Consider the following 17,140-nt stretch of genomic DNA (forward strand, 5'->3'; position numbering starts at 1 on the left):
CGAGCCGCCACCGCATCGCGCGACAGATTGTTTCGGCATCATTGCAATTTATGCTTGCATTTTGGAACAAATAAAGAACAATAAATCAATTACCGCTGAGGCGGACCAAGGTTTTTCGGGGGGAGGACCAGCGATATGGCGAGCTGGAAAGGTGCGGGGTTGCCCGTCGCCGTGATTGGATTGCGTGTGCCGATGAAGGTTTCGCCCGGCCGGCTGTTGGCTGGGCTTGCTGTCATTCTTGCCCTGAACGCACCGGCGCTCGCCACAGAGAGGGGATACGCAACCTGCATAGGCAAGGACATCGAGCCGGACAAGCGCATCGCCGCCTGCACGCCGATCGCCGAAGACATCACGCAGCCGCCGCGCATCCGCGTCATGGCCTACTTCCATCGGGGCGTCGCCCGGGACGACAAGCAGGACTACGATCGGTCGATCGCGGACTACAGTGAAGCGATTGCGCTCGATCCGAAGCAGGCATCGGCATACTTCAACCGCGGTGCCGATTGGTACGACAAGGGAGACAACGACCGCGCTATCGCGGACTTCAACCTCGCCATCAGCCTGGAGCCGTCGTCCAGCGATGCTTATTCCAGCCGCGGAGCCGCATTCCTGCGCAAAGGCCGTACCGATGCGGCTATTCTCGATTTTCAACAGGCGATCGAGGCCGATCCACAGAACGGCAAGGCACATGCCGGCCTCGGCACCGCCTGGGACAGGAAGGGCGACCTGGTGCGCGCCGTCGCCGAATATGACGAAGCGATCCGCATCGATCCGAAGGACGTGATCGTCTATATCAGCCGAGCAATTGCTCGCGCCGCCACGGGTGAATTCGACCACGCCATAGCCGATTTCGACAAGGCGATCGCCCTTGATGTGAAATACGCGGGGGCCTATTTCGGCCGCTCCCTGATGCGGGCACGCCACGGCGACGCGGTCGGCGCAGCCGCCGATTGCCGAAAGGCCATCGAGCTCGATCCGAAGAAGGCAGGTGGCTGCGACGCTGGACCGGTGGGCGCGAAGGCGCCTGCTGTGCTACAGACACCCAAACCTGCCGCATCCCCTGCATACGAACCGCTACAACTATACCCCAAAGAGGATCACTCCGAGCTTGTTGCCTGGAACCTCAAACGGGGGCTGGAGCAGCAGGTGCAAGGCGACGTCAGAGGTGCGATAGACTCATTCAGCTTTGCGATCCAGCTAGATCCTTACAACGCCGAAGCCTTTCACGACCGGGCGCTTGCCGAGGCATCCCAGGGAAATTACGCCATTGCCGCCACCGACTGTCGGCGCGCCATCGAACTCGACCCGAAGCGCGCCGGCTCTTGCAGCGAACGCGCCCCCGGGCGAAACAGCTCCGTTGGTTGCCACTGGGACAAGGGACCCGGCAGCCGCAAAAGTCCTGCTCGAGCGCGCCGAGGCGCGGCTTGCGAAATATGGCGTCGAAGGCGCACTCCTCGATTTCGACAAGGCGATCAGATTCGATCCCGAGAGCGCCGAAGCCTATTTCAGTCGGGCCGGCGCCAGGACACTGAAGGGCGATGTGGTCGGTGCGGCGGCGGATTGCCGTCGCGCCGCCGAACTCGATCCAAAATGGGCGGGAAGCTGCCGTGAACAGGTTGCGGGCAACGACAGCAAGTCGGCACCGTTGCCGGACACACAACAGCCGAAGCCGCGAGCCACCGTTTCGAATATGGCGGCCACAAAAGATACGCTGGCCGCCAAGGCCCTGGAGACGACCGACCCGCGCGCCCTGGAAGCGATCCTGGGCGGTGACGCCTTCCTGGACATGGGCAAATACGATCAGGCGATCGGCGCGTATAACAAGGCGATCTCGCTCGATCCGAACAACCGGTTCGCCTATTTCGGCCGCGGCAAGGCCTGGGCTGCCAGACGCGCCTACGAGCAGGCGATCGCCGACTACGACAAGGTCATCCACCTCGCCCCCAATTTCGCAGCGGCCCATTTTCGCCGGGGGCTCGCCAAGATCACCCTTGGCGACATCGATGGTGCTCTCGCCGATTGCGACCGAGCGGCCACGCTCGATCCGAAGGCGCGCGACGCATTTTACTGCAAAGGCATGGCTCGGCATGCCAAGGGCGACGCAGGAAGCGCAATCGCTGCCTATTCGGTGGCGATCAGGATCGATCCGAAGGATGATGCCAGCTATTACGGGCGTGGCATGGCGCGGGCCGATAGAAAAGACTATGACGGCGCCATTGCCGACTTCGACGAGGCGATCAAGCTCGATCCGGGCAATGCCGATTATGTCCTCAGCCGCAAGGCGGCGGTTGCAACGAAAGGTGCAGGCGATACAACGGGCACCGCTCCCCGCGCTCAACCCTTGGCCACGCAGGACAACGGACAGGAAGCCCAGTCCGACGGCAAGCTATCCGCGGCCAAGATGGCGGAGCTCATTCAGGCGACCGATCCGCGCGTTCTCGTCGCGGTGCAGAACGGCGACAGCCTGTCGGATGCCGGCAAGTATGACCAGGCAATCGGCGCGTATGGCAAGGCGATCGCGCTCGACCCCGACAGCCCCCTCGCCTATTTCGGCCGCGGCAAAGCCTGGGACGCCAAGCGCGCCTATGACCGGGCGATTGCCGACTATGACCGGGTGATCAAGCTCCTCCCGAATATGGTCTCTGCCTATGTTCGCCGGGGCATGGCCAAGGCCACGACCGAGGATGCCGAAGGTGCTCTCGCCGATTGCGGCCGGGCCGCCGAACTCGATCCGAAGGTGCTGGATGCCTATTTCTGCATGGGCATGGCCTGGCATGTGAAGGGCAACGCCCAGCGCGCGATCACAGCCTATTCGGCGGCGATCGAGATCGATGCCAAAGATGCCCCCAGCTATTACGGGCGCGGCATAGAACGGGCCGACAGCAAGGATTATAGCGGCGCCATTGCCGACTTCGACCAGGCGATAAGGCTCTATCCGGGCAATCCGGACTACGCGGTCGCCCGCAAGGCGGCCGTGGCCGCCTTGAAGAAAGGTGGTGCCACGCAGGACGCCGTCGGCTCGGACCCGAAGAACCTCAAGGCCTTCATGGATCGTGGCGATGCGTTCTACAGGAAGCGCAAATACGATCGCGCCATTGCCGAGTACAGCCGCGCGATCACGCTCGATCCAAGGAAGGCCGCCGCCTATGTCGGGCGAGGACTGTCACGCGTCGAGAAGGGCGATTATGATGGTGCCATCGACGACTACGGCAAGGTGATCGAGCTCTATCCGACCTATTTCGACGCCTATTTCGGCCGCGCCGTTGCCTGGGGCAAGAAGGATCAATTCGATCGCGCCATCGCCGATTACAATCGCGCGATCGAACTTGATGGCAGCTATGCGCCCGTTTATTTCGGGCGTGGCAGCACCTGGTTCGCCAAGGGCAACTACGATCGAGCCATTGCCGACTACGACCAGGCGCTCGAGCTTGATCCAAAGCTGGCCATCGCCCGCAAAGGCCGCACGGTGGCGGTGGCGGCGAAAGCGAACGCCTCCAAGACGTCAGACGAAGCCGCAGGTCAGGCCGGCGAGGAGGCAATCAAGCCAAGTAGCGCTTCGCCAGCCGCGCAGACGTTCAGCAAGGGCTGGACGCTGCATGAGAGGGACGACTATGACGGCGCCATTGCCCTGTACGACAAGGCGATTGCGCTCTTCCCGGCATTCCACGACGCCTATCTGGCCCGAGCAATGGCCTGGGAGGCAAAGAGCGATTACGCTCATGCCGTCGCCGATTACAGTCAGGCAATCACGCTCAATCCGAATTTTGCCGATACCTACTACGACCGTGGCCAGAACCGCGGTTTCCAAAGAGATTACGATGGGGCGCTTGCTGACTACGGAAAGGCCATCAGTCTCGATACCAAGGACGCAAGGGTTTATGCCGACCGGGGCCTCATCTTGATGGGCAGGCATGAGGACGCCGCAGCGTTGCGTGATTTCGAAAGGGCGCTCAGCCTCGATCGCAAGAACCCCTTTGCCTATTTGGGCCGAGGCGTCATTCGGATCAGTAAGGCGGATTATGACGGGGCCATCGCCGATTTGAGCCAAACGATAAAGCTCAAACCGGATTTCGCCACCGCCTACAAAGTGCGGAGCAGAGCGTGGGACGCCAAGGGCAACCACAAGCGCGCCGAGACCGATCGCAAGAAAGCGCTGAGCCTCGGGGCGAAATAGAGACAAGGTTGGGAGGGCTGCCAGATGTCGCGTTGGAAAGCTTTGGGTGTGGCGGGGGTCGCCGCTTTGTGCTTCGTTGCGGTGAAGGTGTTGCCCTGGGCGTTCGGCTTTGCCGGCGGTAAATATCTCTACCAGACAGTGGCTGGTTCCCCCGATCCGCAGACGCTGACCGCGGCTCAGGTGAGCGTACAGATTGAGAGCCAGGGAAGCCAGATCTTCAAGGCAATCAAGCAGGAGTTCCCAGAAGACTACGACGTCGTCGTGGAAAAGATCACGGCCGTGGCCAGGCTTGGAAATGTCAACCAGGTGCGAAACACGAGCGGGATGGCGGTCGCCGATCTCAGGCGAAGATACGCATCCCTGCTGTCCTCGGCTCCGGACAGCAAAGCCGCCGAGGCGCTACGTGCACAATTGGATATGCTCAACCATGTCATGGCGCGGGAAACCGCTACCATCTGCAACAACTACCTCCGTGAAGGGCCGGGCGCGCTCAGCACGCCGGACCAGGATTTCCTGATCGACATGGACAAGGTCGGCGCCACCCTGTTTCGCGCCTTCGGCGCAGCGAAGAATGGCAGTCTGCCTGCCGCTGTTGCCAGCGACGGAGACTGGTCGCTGCTGGCCGACGCTTTCACCAATGCTGGCGGCACTCCCGCCGAGATAACTGCCATTGCCAATGTCAGCCGGGAATTCGAAGGTCTCTGTCCAGCCGTAGCAAAACTCTACGCAGCCGCCCTGTCGCTGCAGGGTGAACCCGGGCGACACATCAAAACTACTCTGCTCTATGAGATCGCCCGGAATTAGCTGGGACCTGCTGATCCGTGCGTCTGACATGGATCTGTCGCGCCCCGTAAACCTCTTTGACTGGCTGGCCATCTCCTCGAAGCTCGAGAATCCGATTGGCGCCTTACCCCAGAGCTGAATTGCTGAAATACTTTGCAAAATCCGGGCGTTGCGCCAGAACTTTGCCGTCGGCATCACGCAATATGCCGGAGGCGAAGAGATAGTCGCCGATCGCTTCCATCTTGGCCGGATCCATCGTCCCGATGGCGCCGCTTTGGCTGCGTAGATAATGACCGTCGATCAGCGCCTTCAGCGAAGCCTCGATCAGCGCGGGATTGGTCAATGCATCCTTGTTGGCAGCGATCAGCAGGGCTGCCGCATCTTCGGGGTGGTCGACAGCGAACTGGTAGCCGCGCCGCGTCGCCTGGACGAAAGCGGACGCAGGCTTGGGGTTTGCCTGGAGATAGGCTTCGCTCGAAGAGATCAGCGTCGTGTGCTCATCAGGCACGCCGTAATCGGCATAGACGAAGCTGCGCTGCTTGACGCCCTTGAGTTCGGCTTCGACACCCTCCCAGGTCGAAACTTCAAGCGTGAAATCGACCGAACCATTGGCCAGCGCCTCATAGGCCGAGGTGCCGAGCGTCACCGTCTCGAAATTGCCCTTGCCGCCATCATGGCGGATGATGGTCGATATCAATGCGTTTTCCCAGGCACTGCCGAAGCCGCCATAGGTCAGGCCGTCGAGGTTCCTCGGGCTTTTGATTTCGCTGCGTGCCTCATTGAACACCACGCGACCGGTTTCGGATTGCACCACCGCATAGACGCCCTTCAGGTCCGCCCCGGCGGTCTTCTGGGTGAACAGGCTGATGGTGCCGTTGATACCGAAATCGGCGACGCGGTTTGCGACCAGCGTGCCCGCACCGGTATCGCTGTAGGGCAAGATCTCGACCTCGAGTCCGGCCTCGCGATAAAAGCCCTTGTCGCGGGCGACGAACAGTCCGATGTGGTTGGTGTTGACCGTCCAGTCGAGGGCGACGGTGACCTTTTGTGCAGCCGATTGTGCTTGGGCTCGCCCCGATCCGGCAACGAGCGGAAGGCCGGTGGCAAGGGTCAGCAACAAGGCCTGCCGGCGCGTCAAGTCAGTCATGGTCGTGTCCTTTGGATGGGTTGGGGTTGAGGATGATGTCGAGGATTTCGGCCTCGAGCGCACTTGCCTTCGCGGCATCGCCGCCAAGGCTGCGCGGGCGCGGCAGCGGCACCTTGATTTCACGCACGATACGGGCCGGGCGCGCCGACAGCACATAGATGCGATCGGACAGAAACACGGCTTCGCGTACGTCGTGAGTGATCAGCAGCGCCGTCCAGCGGTGGTGCCGCCACATCTGTTCGAGCCAGCGCTGCATGGCGGTGCGGGTCAGTGCATCGAGCGCACCGAACGGCTCGTCGAGCAGCAGCATGTCACGCTCCTGCACCACCGTGCGCAAAAGCGCCGCGCGCTGGCGCATGCCGCCCGAGAGCTGCGCGGGAAAATGCCGCTCGAAGCCGGCAAGCCCGAACTCGGCAAACAGCGGCGCGACGCGCGCCCGCGCCGCCTTGCGCCTGATGCCCTGCACTTCGAGCCCGAGCGTCGCGTTGTCGAGGATGCGTCGCCAAGGCATCAGCGCGTCGCGTTGCGGCATGAAGGCGAAGTGCCTGCCGTGGTCATCGAGCGGCGCGCCGTCGAAGAACATCTCGCCCTCGCCATGCTCGGCGCCGGTCAGAAGCTGGAACAGCGTCGACTTGCCGGCGCCCGAGGGCCCGAGGATCGAGACGAATTCACCAGCGTCGACACTCAGCGAAATATCGGCCAGCACGTCGAGCCCGCCGAACGCTTTGCGCACATGCCGCAGCTCGAGCCGGCTCATCACCACGGCCTCTTCCCTGCGGTTTCCTTGCCGGCGCGCTCCCAGGGCATGGCCAGGCGCTGCAGCAGCACAGTCAACCCGAACAGGACAAGTGTCAGCGCGGCGCTGGCACCGACGGCGGCCAGCACCAGGTCGGGGCGAAAATTGTTCTTGGCGTTGAGCATGTAGATGCCCAACCCCTTCGCGGCGCCGGCATATTCGGCGAAGATGGCGCCGACCACCGCATAGGTGATGGAGATCCTCAGGCCAGCGAAGAAATAAGGCAGCGCCGAAGGCAGCCGCGCCAGCACGAAGATGCGCCAGCGCCCTGCCCCCATCGCGCGCAGCATTTGCCCGACCTCGGCCTCGGTCGCCTCATAGCCCTCGACCAATGCCACCAGCATCGGAAAGAAGGTGACCAGCGCCACCAGCATGATCTTGGGCGCCAGTCCGAAGCCGAACCACAGCACCACCAGCGGCGCAATCGCCACCAGCGGCAAGGTCTGGCTGACAATGAAGACGGGAAACAGCGCACGCCGCAGCGGCTGGAAGAAGTCGACCAGCATCGACAGCGCAAAGGCGGCGCTGAGCGAGCAGGCAAAGCCAAGCAGCGTGGCGCGGATGGTCGGAATGGCGTTGTCGACCAGCGCCTCGCGATTGAGCATCGCTTGCTCGAAGACACGCGACGGCGCCGGTAGTATCGTCGGCTTGATGCCGGAATAGCTGGCATAAAGCTCCCATGCCAGCAGGAGCAGCCCGACCGAGATAATGGCCGGTCCCGCCTTCATAAGAAGGCTCGCGATCGGGCGCGAAGCGACGGATGATGAGGCCACTGGAGATAACCTTTGACGGCCGCGCGGAGGCGGCGGCAGCTTCAGACAGCCGACGGGCTGTTGGCCGAGACCGTGACGTCGAGGGTTACGTGGCCGGCGCCTAGTCCGAAGCGGCAGAAAGCCTCGTCCAGCGCCGAAAAGATCGCGCCGGCATCACCGCGCAATTTCGTGCAGAAATGCTTGGAACGTTCATAGACGCCGGACTGCTTGAGAAAGTCGATGCAGCCGTAGATCTCGTCCATGTGGTCGTCGGTGCCCATCACATAGAGCGAGAACTGCGCTGCCGCCGGCTGGCCGGTGGCAGCTGCATTGTGCACCGCCGCGATGGCCGCATCCTTGCGCGGACCGAGTGGCCCGACAGGCCCGCCAAGTGCATCGGAGCGGCAGATCGGATCATCCGGCTCGCCAGGGCAGCCGCGCGAGATGGTGGCCGACAACACGCAATGTTTGCCGCTGCGCGCCGCCGCCACGAAGAGGTCGCGCATGGCTGGAAACAGCACTTCGGGCGGCCCGACCAGCAAGGTCGAGATGTCGTCGGTCTCGATCCTGAGCTTGTCACGCCAGGGATCGAGCGCGCCAAGCGCGCCAAGGATGACGCCGACGAAATCGTCGGCCATGGGATATAGGGAAATCTGTGCGCCTGAAAACATCGCCCGCCTCGCTCCGCTGGTATTACCCAGATCAGCTTCTAGGGTCTGTGGGCTTGCCGCCCCCGTCTCAGCCCCGACCGTACGGAGCACCCCTGTGGATGCGCGGGTTAAAGCACCATTCTAGCTGAAGTGAAAGCCGTTTTTTCAGCGCACTGCGCCAAAAGCATTGCGCCAGACATGGTGCTGCCTGAGCGGGATTATCGGGCACCCTCGCTGCCGCGAGCGGTTCTCTCCACAGTCGCGATGCAATCACCTTCGTGCACGCCGTCAACCACCTGACCGTGTTTGGCCGGCATGCGCATGCCGCAGGAAATCGACGAAGGCGCGCACGGCCGGCGGCGTATGACGCTGCTTCTGGTAGCAGAGGAACCAGCCGGGAAAAGTCGCGCACCACTCATCCAGCAGCGGGACCAGATTGCCAGCGTCGATCAGCGGACGCACCAGCTCTTCCGCCCAGAAGGCGATGCCGACGCCCTGCACCGCGGCGGCAACGGCCATGTCGCGGCTGGAGACGACCAGCGGACCATCGACCGCTACCGAGAACCATTGGCCACCCCTGGCGAATTCCCATGTGTAAAGGCCGGCGCTGCCCGGCCGGCGCCAGTTGATGCAGCGGTGCTGGAGCAGATCCGCGGGTGCTGACGGTGATCCGTGACGGGCGATGTAGTCCGGCGAGGCCACGGCGAGTTGGCGCTGCGCGCCGCCAAGCGGCACCGCAACCATATCGGCTTCGAGAAATTCGCCAAGCCTGGCGCTGACATCATAGCCGGCCTCGACACTATCGATGGCGGCATCGTCGATCGTAACATCGAGCACGATGTCCGGCCATGTTTCGTAAAAACGACCGAGCACCGGCTCCAGATAGGTGGCGGCAGCGACGCTGGGCATATGGACGCGCAAGATGCCGGCCGGCGTGTCACGCAAGGCGGCGGCATCGCCGACCGCCGCCTCCATCTCGGCCATGGCCGGCGCGAAGCGCGCGTGCAGGCGCGCGCCGGCTTCGGTCAGCGAGAGACTGCGGGTCGTGCGGTTGAGCAGGCGCAAGCCAAGCCGCGCTTCGAGCTGGCGGATCGTCTGGCTGAGCGTCGATGCCGAAATCCGGAGATCGTCCGCGGCACGAGCAAAATTGCCATGCGCGACGACAGTGGCAAAGGCCTTCAGCTCCGCATAGTCACGTCCGCGCATTATGCCATATTCTCCAATGAGTATGATGGAATTCTATCGCATTTTTCGTAGGGGGTCTGCTGCCTAGCTTGAGGACATGTCTCGAACGTCGCCGATCATCGGCATCGAGCTCATCTGAATCTCCCTCTGAGCAGGAGCGACGAACATGTGGAAACTCAACGGAAAAATCGCCTTGGTGACCGGCGCCTCCTCCGGCATCGGGATGGCAACAGCACTTGCGCTTGCAGCGCAAGGCGCGGTCGTTGCCATTGCGGCGCGGCGCCGGCAGCGGCTTGACGATCTGGCCAAGCGCATCCGCGACGTCGGCGGCGAGGCGCTCGCGATCGGGGCCGACATCGCCGACGAGGAGCAGGCAACCGCGATGGTCAGTCGCGTGCTGGAAAGCTATGGCCGACTGGACATGCTGTTCAATGTCGCCGGCGTGGGCGTCGCCGCCCCCTTCCAGAACACCACGACCGGCGAATATCGGGCGATGGTCGATATCAACATTCTGGGTCTGCTCTATGCGATCAACGCAGCGCTGCCGGCGATGAAACGACAGGGTTCAGGCCACATCGTCATCGTCTCGTCGGGCACCGGCCGCTACATCCATCCTTCGGTCGTCTATTCTGGCACCAAGCATGCGGCCAGCGCCATGGCGGAATCGCTGCGCCGCGAAATCGGCAAGAACGGCATCCGCGTCACCGTGATCGAGCCAGGCGCGGTCAAAACCGAGTTCACGGCCAACATGCGCGATGACGTGCGCCTGGCGGTAGAGCAAAGACTGGGCGACATGGAACAGCTGGAGAGCGAGGATATCGCCGCTGCGATGCTCTACGCGGTTTCACAGCCACCAAGGGTCAACGTCAACATCCTGACGCTCTACCCGACGCAGCAGGCATGAAACCCCGCACCCCGTCCCCAGTCGCAATCGATTGCCCGTGGCGTATGAAAGTGGCGCCGGTGGACCTTATGGGGGAAAGCCTAACAGGGCGGCTAGTAGAAATGTTCAGTTTGGGCAGTTATAAGGTTTCGCAATTTTCTTATAACGCTTGAACTTGGGGGACGCGACAAGGCGCGCTGACTGAAGGTGTTTGGGATGTACGATGCGCCGCTCGACGACCTCGTCGAGCGGCAATGCATGGCGGCTCCGAACCCTACGAAACAGCCTTCTCACGAACCGGCAGCTTCCAGCCTGGCCTGACGAAGTGGCAGGTGTAGCCGTTGGGGTATTTCTCCAGATAGTCCTGATGCTCAGGCTCGGCTTCCCAGAAGGGACCGGCCGGCGCGACTTCGGTGACGACCTTGCCCGGCCACAGACCCGAGGCATCGACGTCGGCGATGGTGTCCTCGGCGACGCGCCTCTGTTGGTCGCTGGTGTAGTAGATCGCGGAGCGATAGCTCATCCCGACGTCGTTGCCCTGCCGGTTGCGGGTCGTCGGATCGTGGATCTGGAAAAAGCGCTCCAGCAGCGTGCGATAGCTTATGATGGCCGGATCGAAATTGATCTCGATGGCTTCGGCATGGCTGCCATGGTTGCGATAGGTGGCGTTGGCCACGTCGCCGCCGCTGTAGCCGACACGGGTGGAGATGACGCCGGGATAGCGCCGTATCAAATCCTGCATACCCCAGAAGCAGCCGCCCGCAAGGACTGCGCGTTCGGTCGAAGTCGCCATATCACGTCTCCTCAAAAGCAAGTTGATCTCCCCATAAATGGGTATTCTCACCTGCTTCGTCCAGCGGACCGGCTGATCTGCTTCAGTTGCTCGGCCGGGCGAGGCTGTCGATCACACCCGGCAACTGCCTCACGCCGGGCGGAACGGCGGCAAAACTGATCGCCACCGGCGGCGCCTTGAGCGACCAGCTGAAAAGAACGGTCTTGACCGGGATGTTGTCCAGCCACGGCTGCAGCCGAGGTGGCACGCCGCGCCCAGGCCAGACCAGGAGTATGCCGTGGTCGCGCAGCCGCTGGCTGGTGATCCAGGGGGCGAGCCGCATATCGAGCTCGGTGAAGATCGACGGCTTGTCATAGGCATTCAGGCCCGCCAGCAACGCGATACGGGTATCGCCGCCGACGATGTCGAGCCGACCGGGCACCGCCGTGTGCCAGACGGCCTCGGCCTCATCCGAGATCTGCTGGGCCGGCCAGCACACGGCATCCATCCGGCCGCGCAAATTGCAGCTCGTCCAGCGGATACCCGCATATGCACCAGACATGCCGATAATGCAGACAAACGCGCAGATCGCCAGCCGTCGCATCTCGACGGCGCCGAGGCGATGCCCCAGCAAGGCGAGCGCCACAACGCCAGCAAGATTGTACATCGGCGCGCCCCAGGCCTCGCCGGCGCCGGTGAACAGGGATGCCACCATGACGAGGATCGCCGGGCCAACCCCCATCCACAAGAGATAGACCAGCGTGCCGCGCCCGACGGGCTTTTGCGGCGCGGGCGAACGCTGCAGCAGCCCTGATATCGCCAGCACCAGAAGAAAGCCGCAGAGCCCGGCTATCTGGACGCTGATATAATAAAAGCGGGAGCGATGGGCCAGCACCCACTGATCGCGCCAAGCGGCATAGGTCAGCGGCAGGAAATCCATGCGGTAGAGCTCGACGGCCAGCGGCGCTGCGACAGCGATGAAAACCGCCAGCCCAAGCCATGGCCAGGGCGTGGCCAGCCGACTGCGTGCCCGTGTGTCCGACAACAGCCAGATCGCGCCGAAGAGCAACAGCAGCCCGGTGGAAAATTTGGCATAGAGGCCGACGCCGGACACCAAGCCGAGCGCCAGCCACCAGCCCGGCCCGCCGCCACGGCTTGCACGCCACAGCAGCCAGCAGATGGCGGCCCAGAAGGGCATCTGCGCGTAGTCATGATTGAACTGCGGAGTGGGCCAGCCGAAGAAATACAACGACGGCATCAAAAGCACGGCGGCCAGCGCGCGGGTTCTCCCGAGCATGTCACGGGCCAGCAGGTAGACGAAGATGAAGGTCGCTGAGACGACGAGTTGGGCGAGCAGATATTGCGGCCAGCGGAACGATCCGCTCAGAAGATGGCTGGTCTCGAGCAGCCAGCCGGGAAGCTGCGGATGCTTGTAGGTCAACAGCACCCATTCGCGGCCCCACATGAAGCCCTCGACGACATCGCCGGGCGGTGCGGCGTCGACAAGCGCCGGCGCCACGGTCCAGCACAGGATCTGCGTCAGGCATAAAAGGGCCAGAACAGCTTCCGGATAACGGGTCAGATCCGACCAGATCGACGACTGGCGCCAGTCGTCTGGAACAGAGCTGCCGACCGGCAGCCAGCCGTTCACGGGTTCATCGATTCGCGTCATGCGGTGGATAAATCACATCGGACGGTTTTTCGAATAGCCCAGAACTCAAAGCTTACGAAAATGTATACTTGAGCGACCATTGCAAAACCAAGATTGAGGCAGAGTTTCACCTCACTATGCTGCTTCTCCCCTCACATGCAAGCAAAACAACAATGGAAAACGCCCTCCTGCGGCACCTCGAACATGCCAGGCAGAGCGCATTAGCCGTGATCGCGACAGGCGTCGTCTACACCTGACCAGATCCCCGGCCACTCCCCCACCAACAAGCATCCAGGATTCAAAATGCGCCACCACCATGCCGTCATCCACTACCGTGCGCTCGACTTCTGGATGGCGCGCGCGGCCGTTCTGGTCATTATCTGCCTGCAGCTTCTGGTCATCAACAACCTCTCATTCGGGCCACGCTGGCTGGCCCCGGCGCTGGAGGCCGCCCTGCTGCTGCCCTTGTCGGTGGCCACGGCCTGGACCCAGGCCGCCACCCGAAAGGCGGTCGAGGATCACGAGTGGCATGCGATCGGCCAGTTTCGCGTGATGATCCGCAGGACCGCCCTAACCATGACCGCCATCATCAGCGTCATGAATTGCGGTTCGTTGGTCTTGCTGGTGCGTGCCTTGCTGGAGGGCCATGCCGGCAACAGCGGCACGACGCTGCTGATCGACGCCCTCAACATCTGGGTCACAAACGTCATCGTCTTTGCCTTGTGGTTCTGGAGCACCGACCGCGGCGGGCCGCCGACCTGCGGCCTCGTCAAGCTTGCGCAGGCCGATTTCCTGTTTGCGCAGATGACGCTGAACGACCGTGAGCTTCGCGATTGGCTGCCCGGCTTCGTCGACTATTTCTTCCTCGCCTTCACCAATGCGACAGCCTTCTCGCCGACCGATACCTTGCCACTCTCCCAACGCGCCAAGCTGCTGATGATGGCCGAGGCCATGATCTCGCTGCTGACCATCGCCCTAGTCGCGGCGCGCGCCGTCAATATCCTGGCTTGATCAGGCCAAAACGCAGAAAATAGCCCGCGCGGCGAACCGGAACGGGCTATTTTGGGTTATCTTCGACGGTTCGAGTATCGCGCGAGAACGTGCCTCGGTAGTTCTACCAAGCAGTCGCCAACCGGAGACAGCAGCTACTCTTCCGGCGCGGGCTTGAACCTGCGCACCACAAACTCGAACAGGACGTCCGAAATCCACATGGCGCAGACACCGATCAGGAAGGCGGCAGCCAGCGTCGTTGTGTCGTCGGCGGGATCGGGCATCGGCAGGCCGGTGATCCTGGCGTAGGATACCGCCGGTAGCGTCAGGTACGCCGCTGCCAGCGCGCCGCAGATCGGCGAGGCCACCATTTCGCGCAGCTTGTAGCGATGCCGCGACAGCGCCCGCAGAACACCGCCAGCAAGGCCAGCCGCCACGACCGGCCCCTTGATGCCAAGCAGGTCGAAAAGATCGTGCATCACGGCCTCCATCCACAGAGCGTCAGGCCCTTTTCGTTGTGAGCCAGGATCGCCGCCACCGACGTCCCGGAAAGGGTCGCCACCTCTGCCCGTGTCGGCCGGATGGGATGCCCGGCCGCGCAGAACGACCCGCCTGATGTTGTGCAGCCGGCCAGCGTGAGCGAGAGCACTATGATCTTGACCATCTGCCCAGCCTCCCCCGGTTGTCGTCCGGCGTCCGCCCGGCGACGGCGTCGTCGATCTTCTGGGCTTCGGTTGCAGCAGCAGCATCTTTCAGAGCCTGCTTGTCCCGCTCTCGCTTCGCGCCTCGCAGATTGCCCCACCCTGCCGCAACAACGGTGGCCATGGCACCAAGAGCCGCGATGGCTATCCCTGCATGCTCGAGCAGAAAGGCGATGAGCGCGGTCATAGATGCCTCACTATGATGCAAACGGACACACCAATCGAAAAGCCGATGCAATATGGCTTGAACACTTCAAGCCAAGCGATGACGAGTTGTTGGAGACCTTCCATCTTACTGCTCCTCTGCCGGTGGCGGTGGCGCGACCATGCCCGCCGGCCCGTCGCGAACGGCGTTGATGATGATCTTGGCCAGCGCAATGGCGCCGCTGATCTGAAGCGCAGTGCGGTCGCTGACCCCGAACATCGTCCAGTCGAAGCCGGCCAGGGCGCCGCCGCAGATGATCGCGATCAGCGTGTTGAGAAGATTGTGCAGCGCGTTGGTGTTGAACCATGTCATCAAAAGAGGCTCCCGAAAAATCCGGTGACGTGATGGCAGAAGGCCGCGAGCGCTCCGGCGATGAGGACGAGGATGCCGGCCGCGGCAGCCGTCTTGCCGCCGGATGGCGGTGCCGGCGGCATGGGCTGGACCGTCGGCGCCCCACCAGTTGATGTTTCGACCCTGGCCGGCTGAGGCGCCGGCGCGGCCCCCGGTGCCGCCGGTCGTTGCGCCGACATCAGCAAGGCCTGAACCCGCACCGATCTGACGCGATCGGACCAACCTCGGCCGAAGGTTTTCCATGTCGGCAGCCGTTGGAGAAACGTCAGCCGCGCATCGCAAAGCGCATCGATGATGACACCGGCCGGCTTTGCCTTGGCTGCTGCGAGGGTCGCCGGTCCGATCCGGCCGTCCTGGGCAACGTCCACGGCCGCCTGCAAATATTTCGCCGCCCGGCCAGGCCCGCTGTTCACCGCGAAATCGAACATGGCATAGTCGACACCATCGGGTAGCTCGGCGCCGAGCACTGCGTCCCAGTAGAAACGGCGGTAGATCGCGGCGACCTGTGCGCCACTGATCCCGCGCAGGTCCGCCTTTGTCGCGTCGGCCTTCACGTAGCGACGGAAATTGGCGAGCGTCACCCCCTTCATGGTGGCGCCGCCGGGATCGGCCGGATTGTCCGACCAGCCGCCTTCCGATTTGAGAACAAGCGCAAGCGCCCGCGCGAAGTTGCGGTCCATGGTGATGGTTCCTTTGAAGATTGGTCGGCAGGGGCCGACGAGGAATTTCACGATCGAGGAGACGAGAAGACCGCACGCGGCACGTCAGTCGATGCGCAGAGCGATGCTCAAATGATGATCAAGGCAAGAACTCCGAGCCGATGAAGGGCGCAAACCGGGCAAGCCGTGGGGGTGTCACGCACCTTGCCAGCGACTGGACAGGCGCGTTTATATTCGGCTGCTGATTCCAGCTTGTAGGGAACCGAGATGATCTTGGAAGCCATCCGGAGCGTTCGCGATCTTGGCTTTGAAATTCTTACCATCGGCAAAAGAACGGTAACAGTCCGGAACATCACTTTGTCTTTGGACGGCGTCTCCCGCCGCATGCGATACGTGATGGCCAGAGGCTACGAGGACCAAGATGCGGCTCTCGCTTCGCGCTTTCTGAACTGCAACGATAAGGTTCTGGAAGCCGGCAGCGCGATCGGGTTCATGGCGCTGAACTGTATGATGGAGATCGACATCGAAGACTACTGCATGGTCGAGGCGAACCCGCGCCTGGAGGCATCCATCCGGGAGAATTTTCGTCTTAACGGGATCAGCTTGCCCGTTCTCAAGACTGTCGCTGTAGGTCCGTCCGACGGCTCTATCAGCTTCGGTATCAGCCAGAATTTCTGGTCGTCCAGCGCATTACATCGAGACAACGAAGCTGAACGCCTCACAGTACCTATGCTCTCAATCCCGACAATCGTTTCAGACCTTCCGTTCAGGCCAAATGTCTTAATCATGGATATCGAAGGCGCCGAAACGAGCATTCCGCCGAACCATTTTGAGTCATTTGAAAAGCTCATCATCGAGTTCCACCCCAAATTGACCGGCCCTGGCGAAGCGCTGGAGTTGGAGCGAAACATAACCAAGCGTGGATTTACAGAGTTTGGCCGAGCCGGAGGAACAATCGCGTTTATAAAAGCGTGATGATGGCCGATTCGGGGTGAGACAGCCGTGAGACCAATTGCTTTCATTGCCATTGCCGTCGGACTTGGAGCGGTCATGACCATCGGCGTCCTAACATTCGGTACTCCCAAGGTTCCCAAAGCCGTGCCGAAGCCGGCAGAAATAAAGGACATCAAAGGTCGACTTACGGTGCTCACCGCCAATTCGTTCAAGGTGGATGGCACTTCCATTGTTCTCTGTGGAGTTAGGCCATCAGATGCGACATCGGCGGAAAAAGCGGCCCAGAGCGTCAAGCTTTCTTATGAAAATGCCTATGTGAAGTGTAAGCCTGTCGGCGGCGGCACCCCATGCGATGGGAAGACGGTGGCGACCTTAGGTGCATCTACCGTAGCGCAATGCAAGATTGACGGGGCGCTTGACTTGGCAACGGCTTTGACAGGCTCCGGCATTCTTTGCGGGACGATCCCTAGCTACAAGTCTTGCTAGC

General features: G+C 62.3%; 18 protein-coding genes, 1 pseudogene and 1 riboswitch. Of the genes and pseudogenes, 7 read left to right on the forward strand and 12 right to left on the reverse strand.

Going from position 1 to position 17,140, the window contains the following annotated elements; translation table 11 throughout:
- Positions 1 to 375 precede the first annotated feature (375 nt).
- The 3 genes and pseudogenes from EJ076_RS35880 to EJ076_RS25340 all read left to right on the forward strand — a co-directional run.
- Positions 376 to 1,254: pseudogene (locus EJ076_RS35880) on the forward strand (tetratricopeptide repeat protein); the annotation flags it as partial.
- 103 nt (positions 1,255 to 1,357) lie between these two features.
- Positions 1,358 to 4,174, forward strand: coding sequence for a tetratricopeptide repeat protein (locus EJ076_RS25335; protein WP_245462876.1), 2,817 nt, complete (start codon positions 1,358 to 1,360; stop codon positions 4,172 to 4,174).
- 24 nt (positions 4,175 to 4,198) lie between these two features.
- Positions 4,199 to 4,978, forward strand: a complete 780-nt coding sequence (locus EJ076_RS25340) for a hypothetical protein (protein WP_126069672.1) — start codon at positions 4,199 to 4,201, stop codon at positions 4,976 to 4,978.
- Positions 4,979 to 5,081: 103 nt separating this feature from the next.
- Here the strand turns inward: EJ076_RS25340 and EJ076_RS25345 are convergent, their stop codons facing one another.
- The 5 genes from EJ076_RS25345 to EJ076_RS25365 form a co-directional block, all read right to left on the reverse strand.
- Positions 5,082 to 6,104 carry an ABC transporter substrate-binding protein gene (locus tag EJ076_RS25345; protein WP_126069673.1) on the reverse strand — a complete coding sequence of 341 codons (1,023 nt, stop codon included), beginning with the start codon at positions 6,102 to 6,104 and terminating at the stop codon, positions 5,082 to 5,084.
- Positions 6,097 to 6,861, reverse strand: a complete 765-nt coding sequence (locus EJ076_RS25350; RefSeq protein ID WP_126069674.1) for an ABC transporter ATP-binding protein — start codon at positions 6,859 to 6,861, stop codon at positions 6,097 to 6,099. The genes EJ076_RS25345 and EJ076_RS25350 overlap by 8 nt, the downstream gene beginning before the upstream one ends.
- Positions 6,861 to 7,628 carry an ABC transporter permease gene (locus EJ076_RS25355; protein ID WP_164548728.1) on the reverse strand — a complete coding sequence of 256 codons (768 nt, stop codon included), beginning with the start codon at positions 7,626 to 7,628 and terminating at the stop codon, positions 6,861 to 6,863. The genes EJ076_RS25350 and EJ076_RS25355 overlap by 1 nt, the downstream gene beginning before the upstream one ends.
- An 86-nt stretch (positions 7,629 to 7,714) precedes the next feature.
- Positions 7,715 to 8,323: a YkoF family thiamine/hydroxymethylpyrimidine-binding protein gene (locus EJ076_RS25360; RefSeq protein ID WP_126069675.1), complete on the reverse strand. Its 609-nt coding sequence runs from the start codon at positions 8,321 to 8,323 to the stop codon at positions 7,715 to 7,717.
- Positions 8,314 to 8,427, reverse strand: a riboswitch (TPP riboswitch). Its footprint overlaps the gene before it by 10 nt.
- 163 nt (positions 8,428 to 8,590) lie before the next feature.
- Positions 8,591 to 9,508 (reverse strand): LysR family transcriptional regulator, encoded by a 918-nt coding sequence (locus EJ076_RS25365; RefSeq protein ID WP_126069676.1) that lies wholly within the window; start codon positions 9,506 to 9,508, stop codon positions 8,591 to 8,593.
- 145 nt (positions 9,509 to 9,653) lie between these two features.
- On the opposite strand from EJ076_RS25365, the gene EJ076_RS25370 reads away from it, so the two are divergent.
- Positions 9,654 to 10,391: an SDR family NAD(P)-dependent oxidoreductase gene (locus EJ076_RS25370; RefSeq protein ID WP_126069677.1), complete on the forward strand. Its 738-nt coding sequence runs from the start codon at positions 9,654 to 9,656 to the stop codon at positions 10,389 to 10,391.
- A gap of 253 nt (positions 10,392 to 10,644) precedes the next feature.
- Here EJ076_RS25370 and msrA read toward each other — a convergent pair whose 3' ends face one another.
- Together msrA and EJ076_RS25380 are read right to left on the reverse strand one after the other, a co-directional pair.
- The gene (gene msrA / locus EJ076_RS25375) at positions 10,645 to 11,163 is read right to left on the reverse strand and encodes a peptide-methionine (S)-S-oxide reductase MsrA (protein ID WP_126069678.1); all 519 of its coding nucleotides are present in this window, start codon (positions 11,161 to 11,163) and stop codon (positions 10,645 to 10,647) included.
- An 82-nt stretch (positions 11,164 to 11,245) separates the two neighbouring features.
- Positions 11,246 to 12,814 carry a glycosyltransferase family 39 protein gene (locus tag EJ076_RS25380; RefSeq protein WP_164548729.1) on the reverse strand — a complete coding sequence of 523 codons (1,569 nt, stop codon included), beginning with the start codon at positions 12,812 to 12,814 and terminating at the stop codon, positions 11,246 to 11,248.
- A 282-nt stretch (positions 12,815 to 13,096) separates the two neighbouring features.
- On the opposite strand from EJ076_RS25380, the gene EJ076_RS25385 reads away from it, so the two are divergent.
- Positions 13,097 to 13,804 carry a hypothetical protein gene (locus EJ076_RS25385; RefSeq protein WP_109660931.1) on the forward strand — a complete coding sequence of 236 codons (708 nt, stop codon included), beginning with the start codon at positions 13,097 to 13,099 and terminating at the stop codon, positions 13,802 to 13,804.
- Positions 13,805 to 13,938: 134 nt separating this feature from the next.
- Here the strand turns inward: EJ076_RS25385 and EJ076_RS25390 are convergent, their stop codons facing one another.
- The 5 genes from EJ076_RS25390 to EJ076_RS25410 all read right to left on the reverse strand — a co-directional run bounded on the left by EJ076_RS25390 (position 13,939) and on the right by EJ076_RS25410 (position 15,720).
- On the reverse strand, positions 13,939 to 14,262 hold the full coding sequence (locus EJ076_RS25390; RefSeq protein WP_126069679.1) for a hypothetical protein: 324 nt from the start codon (positions 14,260 to 14,262) through the stop codon (positions 13,939 to 13,941).
- Positions 14,262 to 14,447: a hypothetical protein gene (locus EJ076_RS25395; RefSeq protein WP_126069680.1), complete on the reverse strand. Its 186-nt coding sequence runs from the start codon at positions 14,445 to 14,447 to the stop codon at positions 14,262 to 14,264. The genes EJ076_RS25390 and EJ076_RS25395 overlap by 1 nt, the downstream gene beginning before the upstream one ends.
- Positions 14,432 to 14,671, reverse strand: coding sequence for a hypothetical protein (locus EJ076_RS25400; protein WP_126069681.1), 240 nt, complete (start codon positions 14,669 to 14,671; stop codon positions 14,432 to 14,434). Before EJ076_RS25400 ends, EJ076_RS25395 begins: the two co-directional genes overlap by 16 nt.
- Before the next feature lie 105 nt (positions 14,672 to 14,776).
- Positions 14,777 to 15,001 carry a hypothetical protein gene (locus EJ076_RS25405; protein ID WP_109660925.1) on the reverse strand — a complete coding sequence of 75 codons (225 nt, stop codon included), beginning with the start codon at positions 14,999 to 15,001 and terminating at the stop codon, positions 14,777 to 14,779.
- The gene (locus EJ076_RS25410) at positions 15,001 to 15,720 is read right to left on the reverse strand and encodes a glycosyl hydrolase 108 family protein (RefSeq protein WP_126069682.1); all 720 of its coding nucleotides are present in this window, start codon (positions 15,718 to 15,720) and stop codon (positions 15,001 to 15,003) included. Before EJ076_RS25410 ends, EJ076_RS25405 begins: the two co-directional genes overlap by 1 nt.
- A gap of 246 nt (positions 15,721 to 15,966) precedes the next feature.
- Here EJ076_RS25410 and EJ076_RS25415 point away from each other — a divergent pair, with 246 nt between their 5' ends.
- Together EJ076_RS25415 and EJ076_RS25420 are read left to right on the forward strand one after the other, a co-directional pair.
- Entirely contained in the window at positions 15,967 to 16,674 is a 708-nt protein-coding gene (locus EJ076_RS25415) for an FkbM family methyltransferase (RefSeq protein WP_126069683.1), read from the forward strand.
- A gap of 75 nt (positions 16,675 to 16,749) precedes the next feature.
- On the forward strand, positions 16,750 to 17,139 hold the full coding sequence (locus tag EJ076_RS25420; protein WP_126069684.1) for a hypothetical protein: 390 nt from the start codon (positions 16,750 to 16,752) through the stop codon (positions 17,137 to 17,139).
- The last annotated feature ends 1 nt before the right edge of the window (position 17,140 follow it).

Origin of the sequence: Mesorhizobium sp. M7D.F.Ca.US.005.01.1.1 (assembly GCF_003952545.1) — a bacterium.
Classification (GTDB): Bacteria; Pseudomonadota; Alphaproteobacteria; order Rhizobiales; family Rhizobiaceae; genus Mesorhizobium; species Mesorhizobium loti.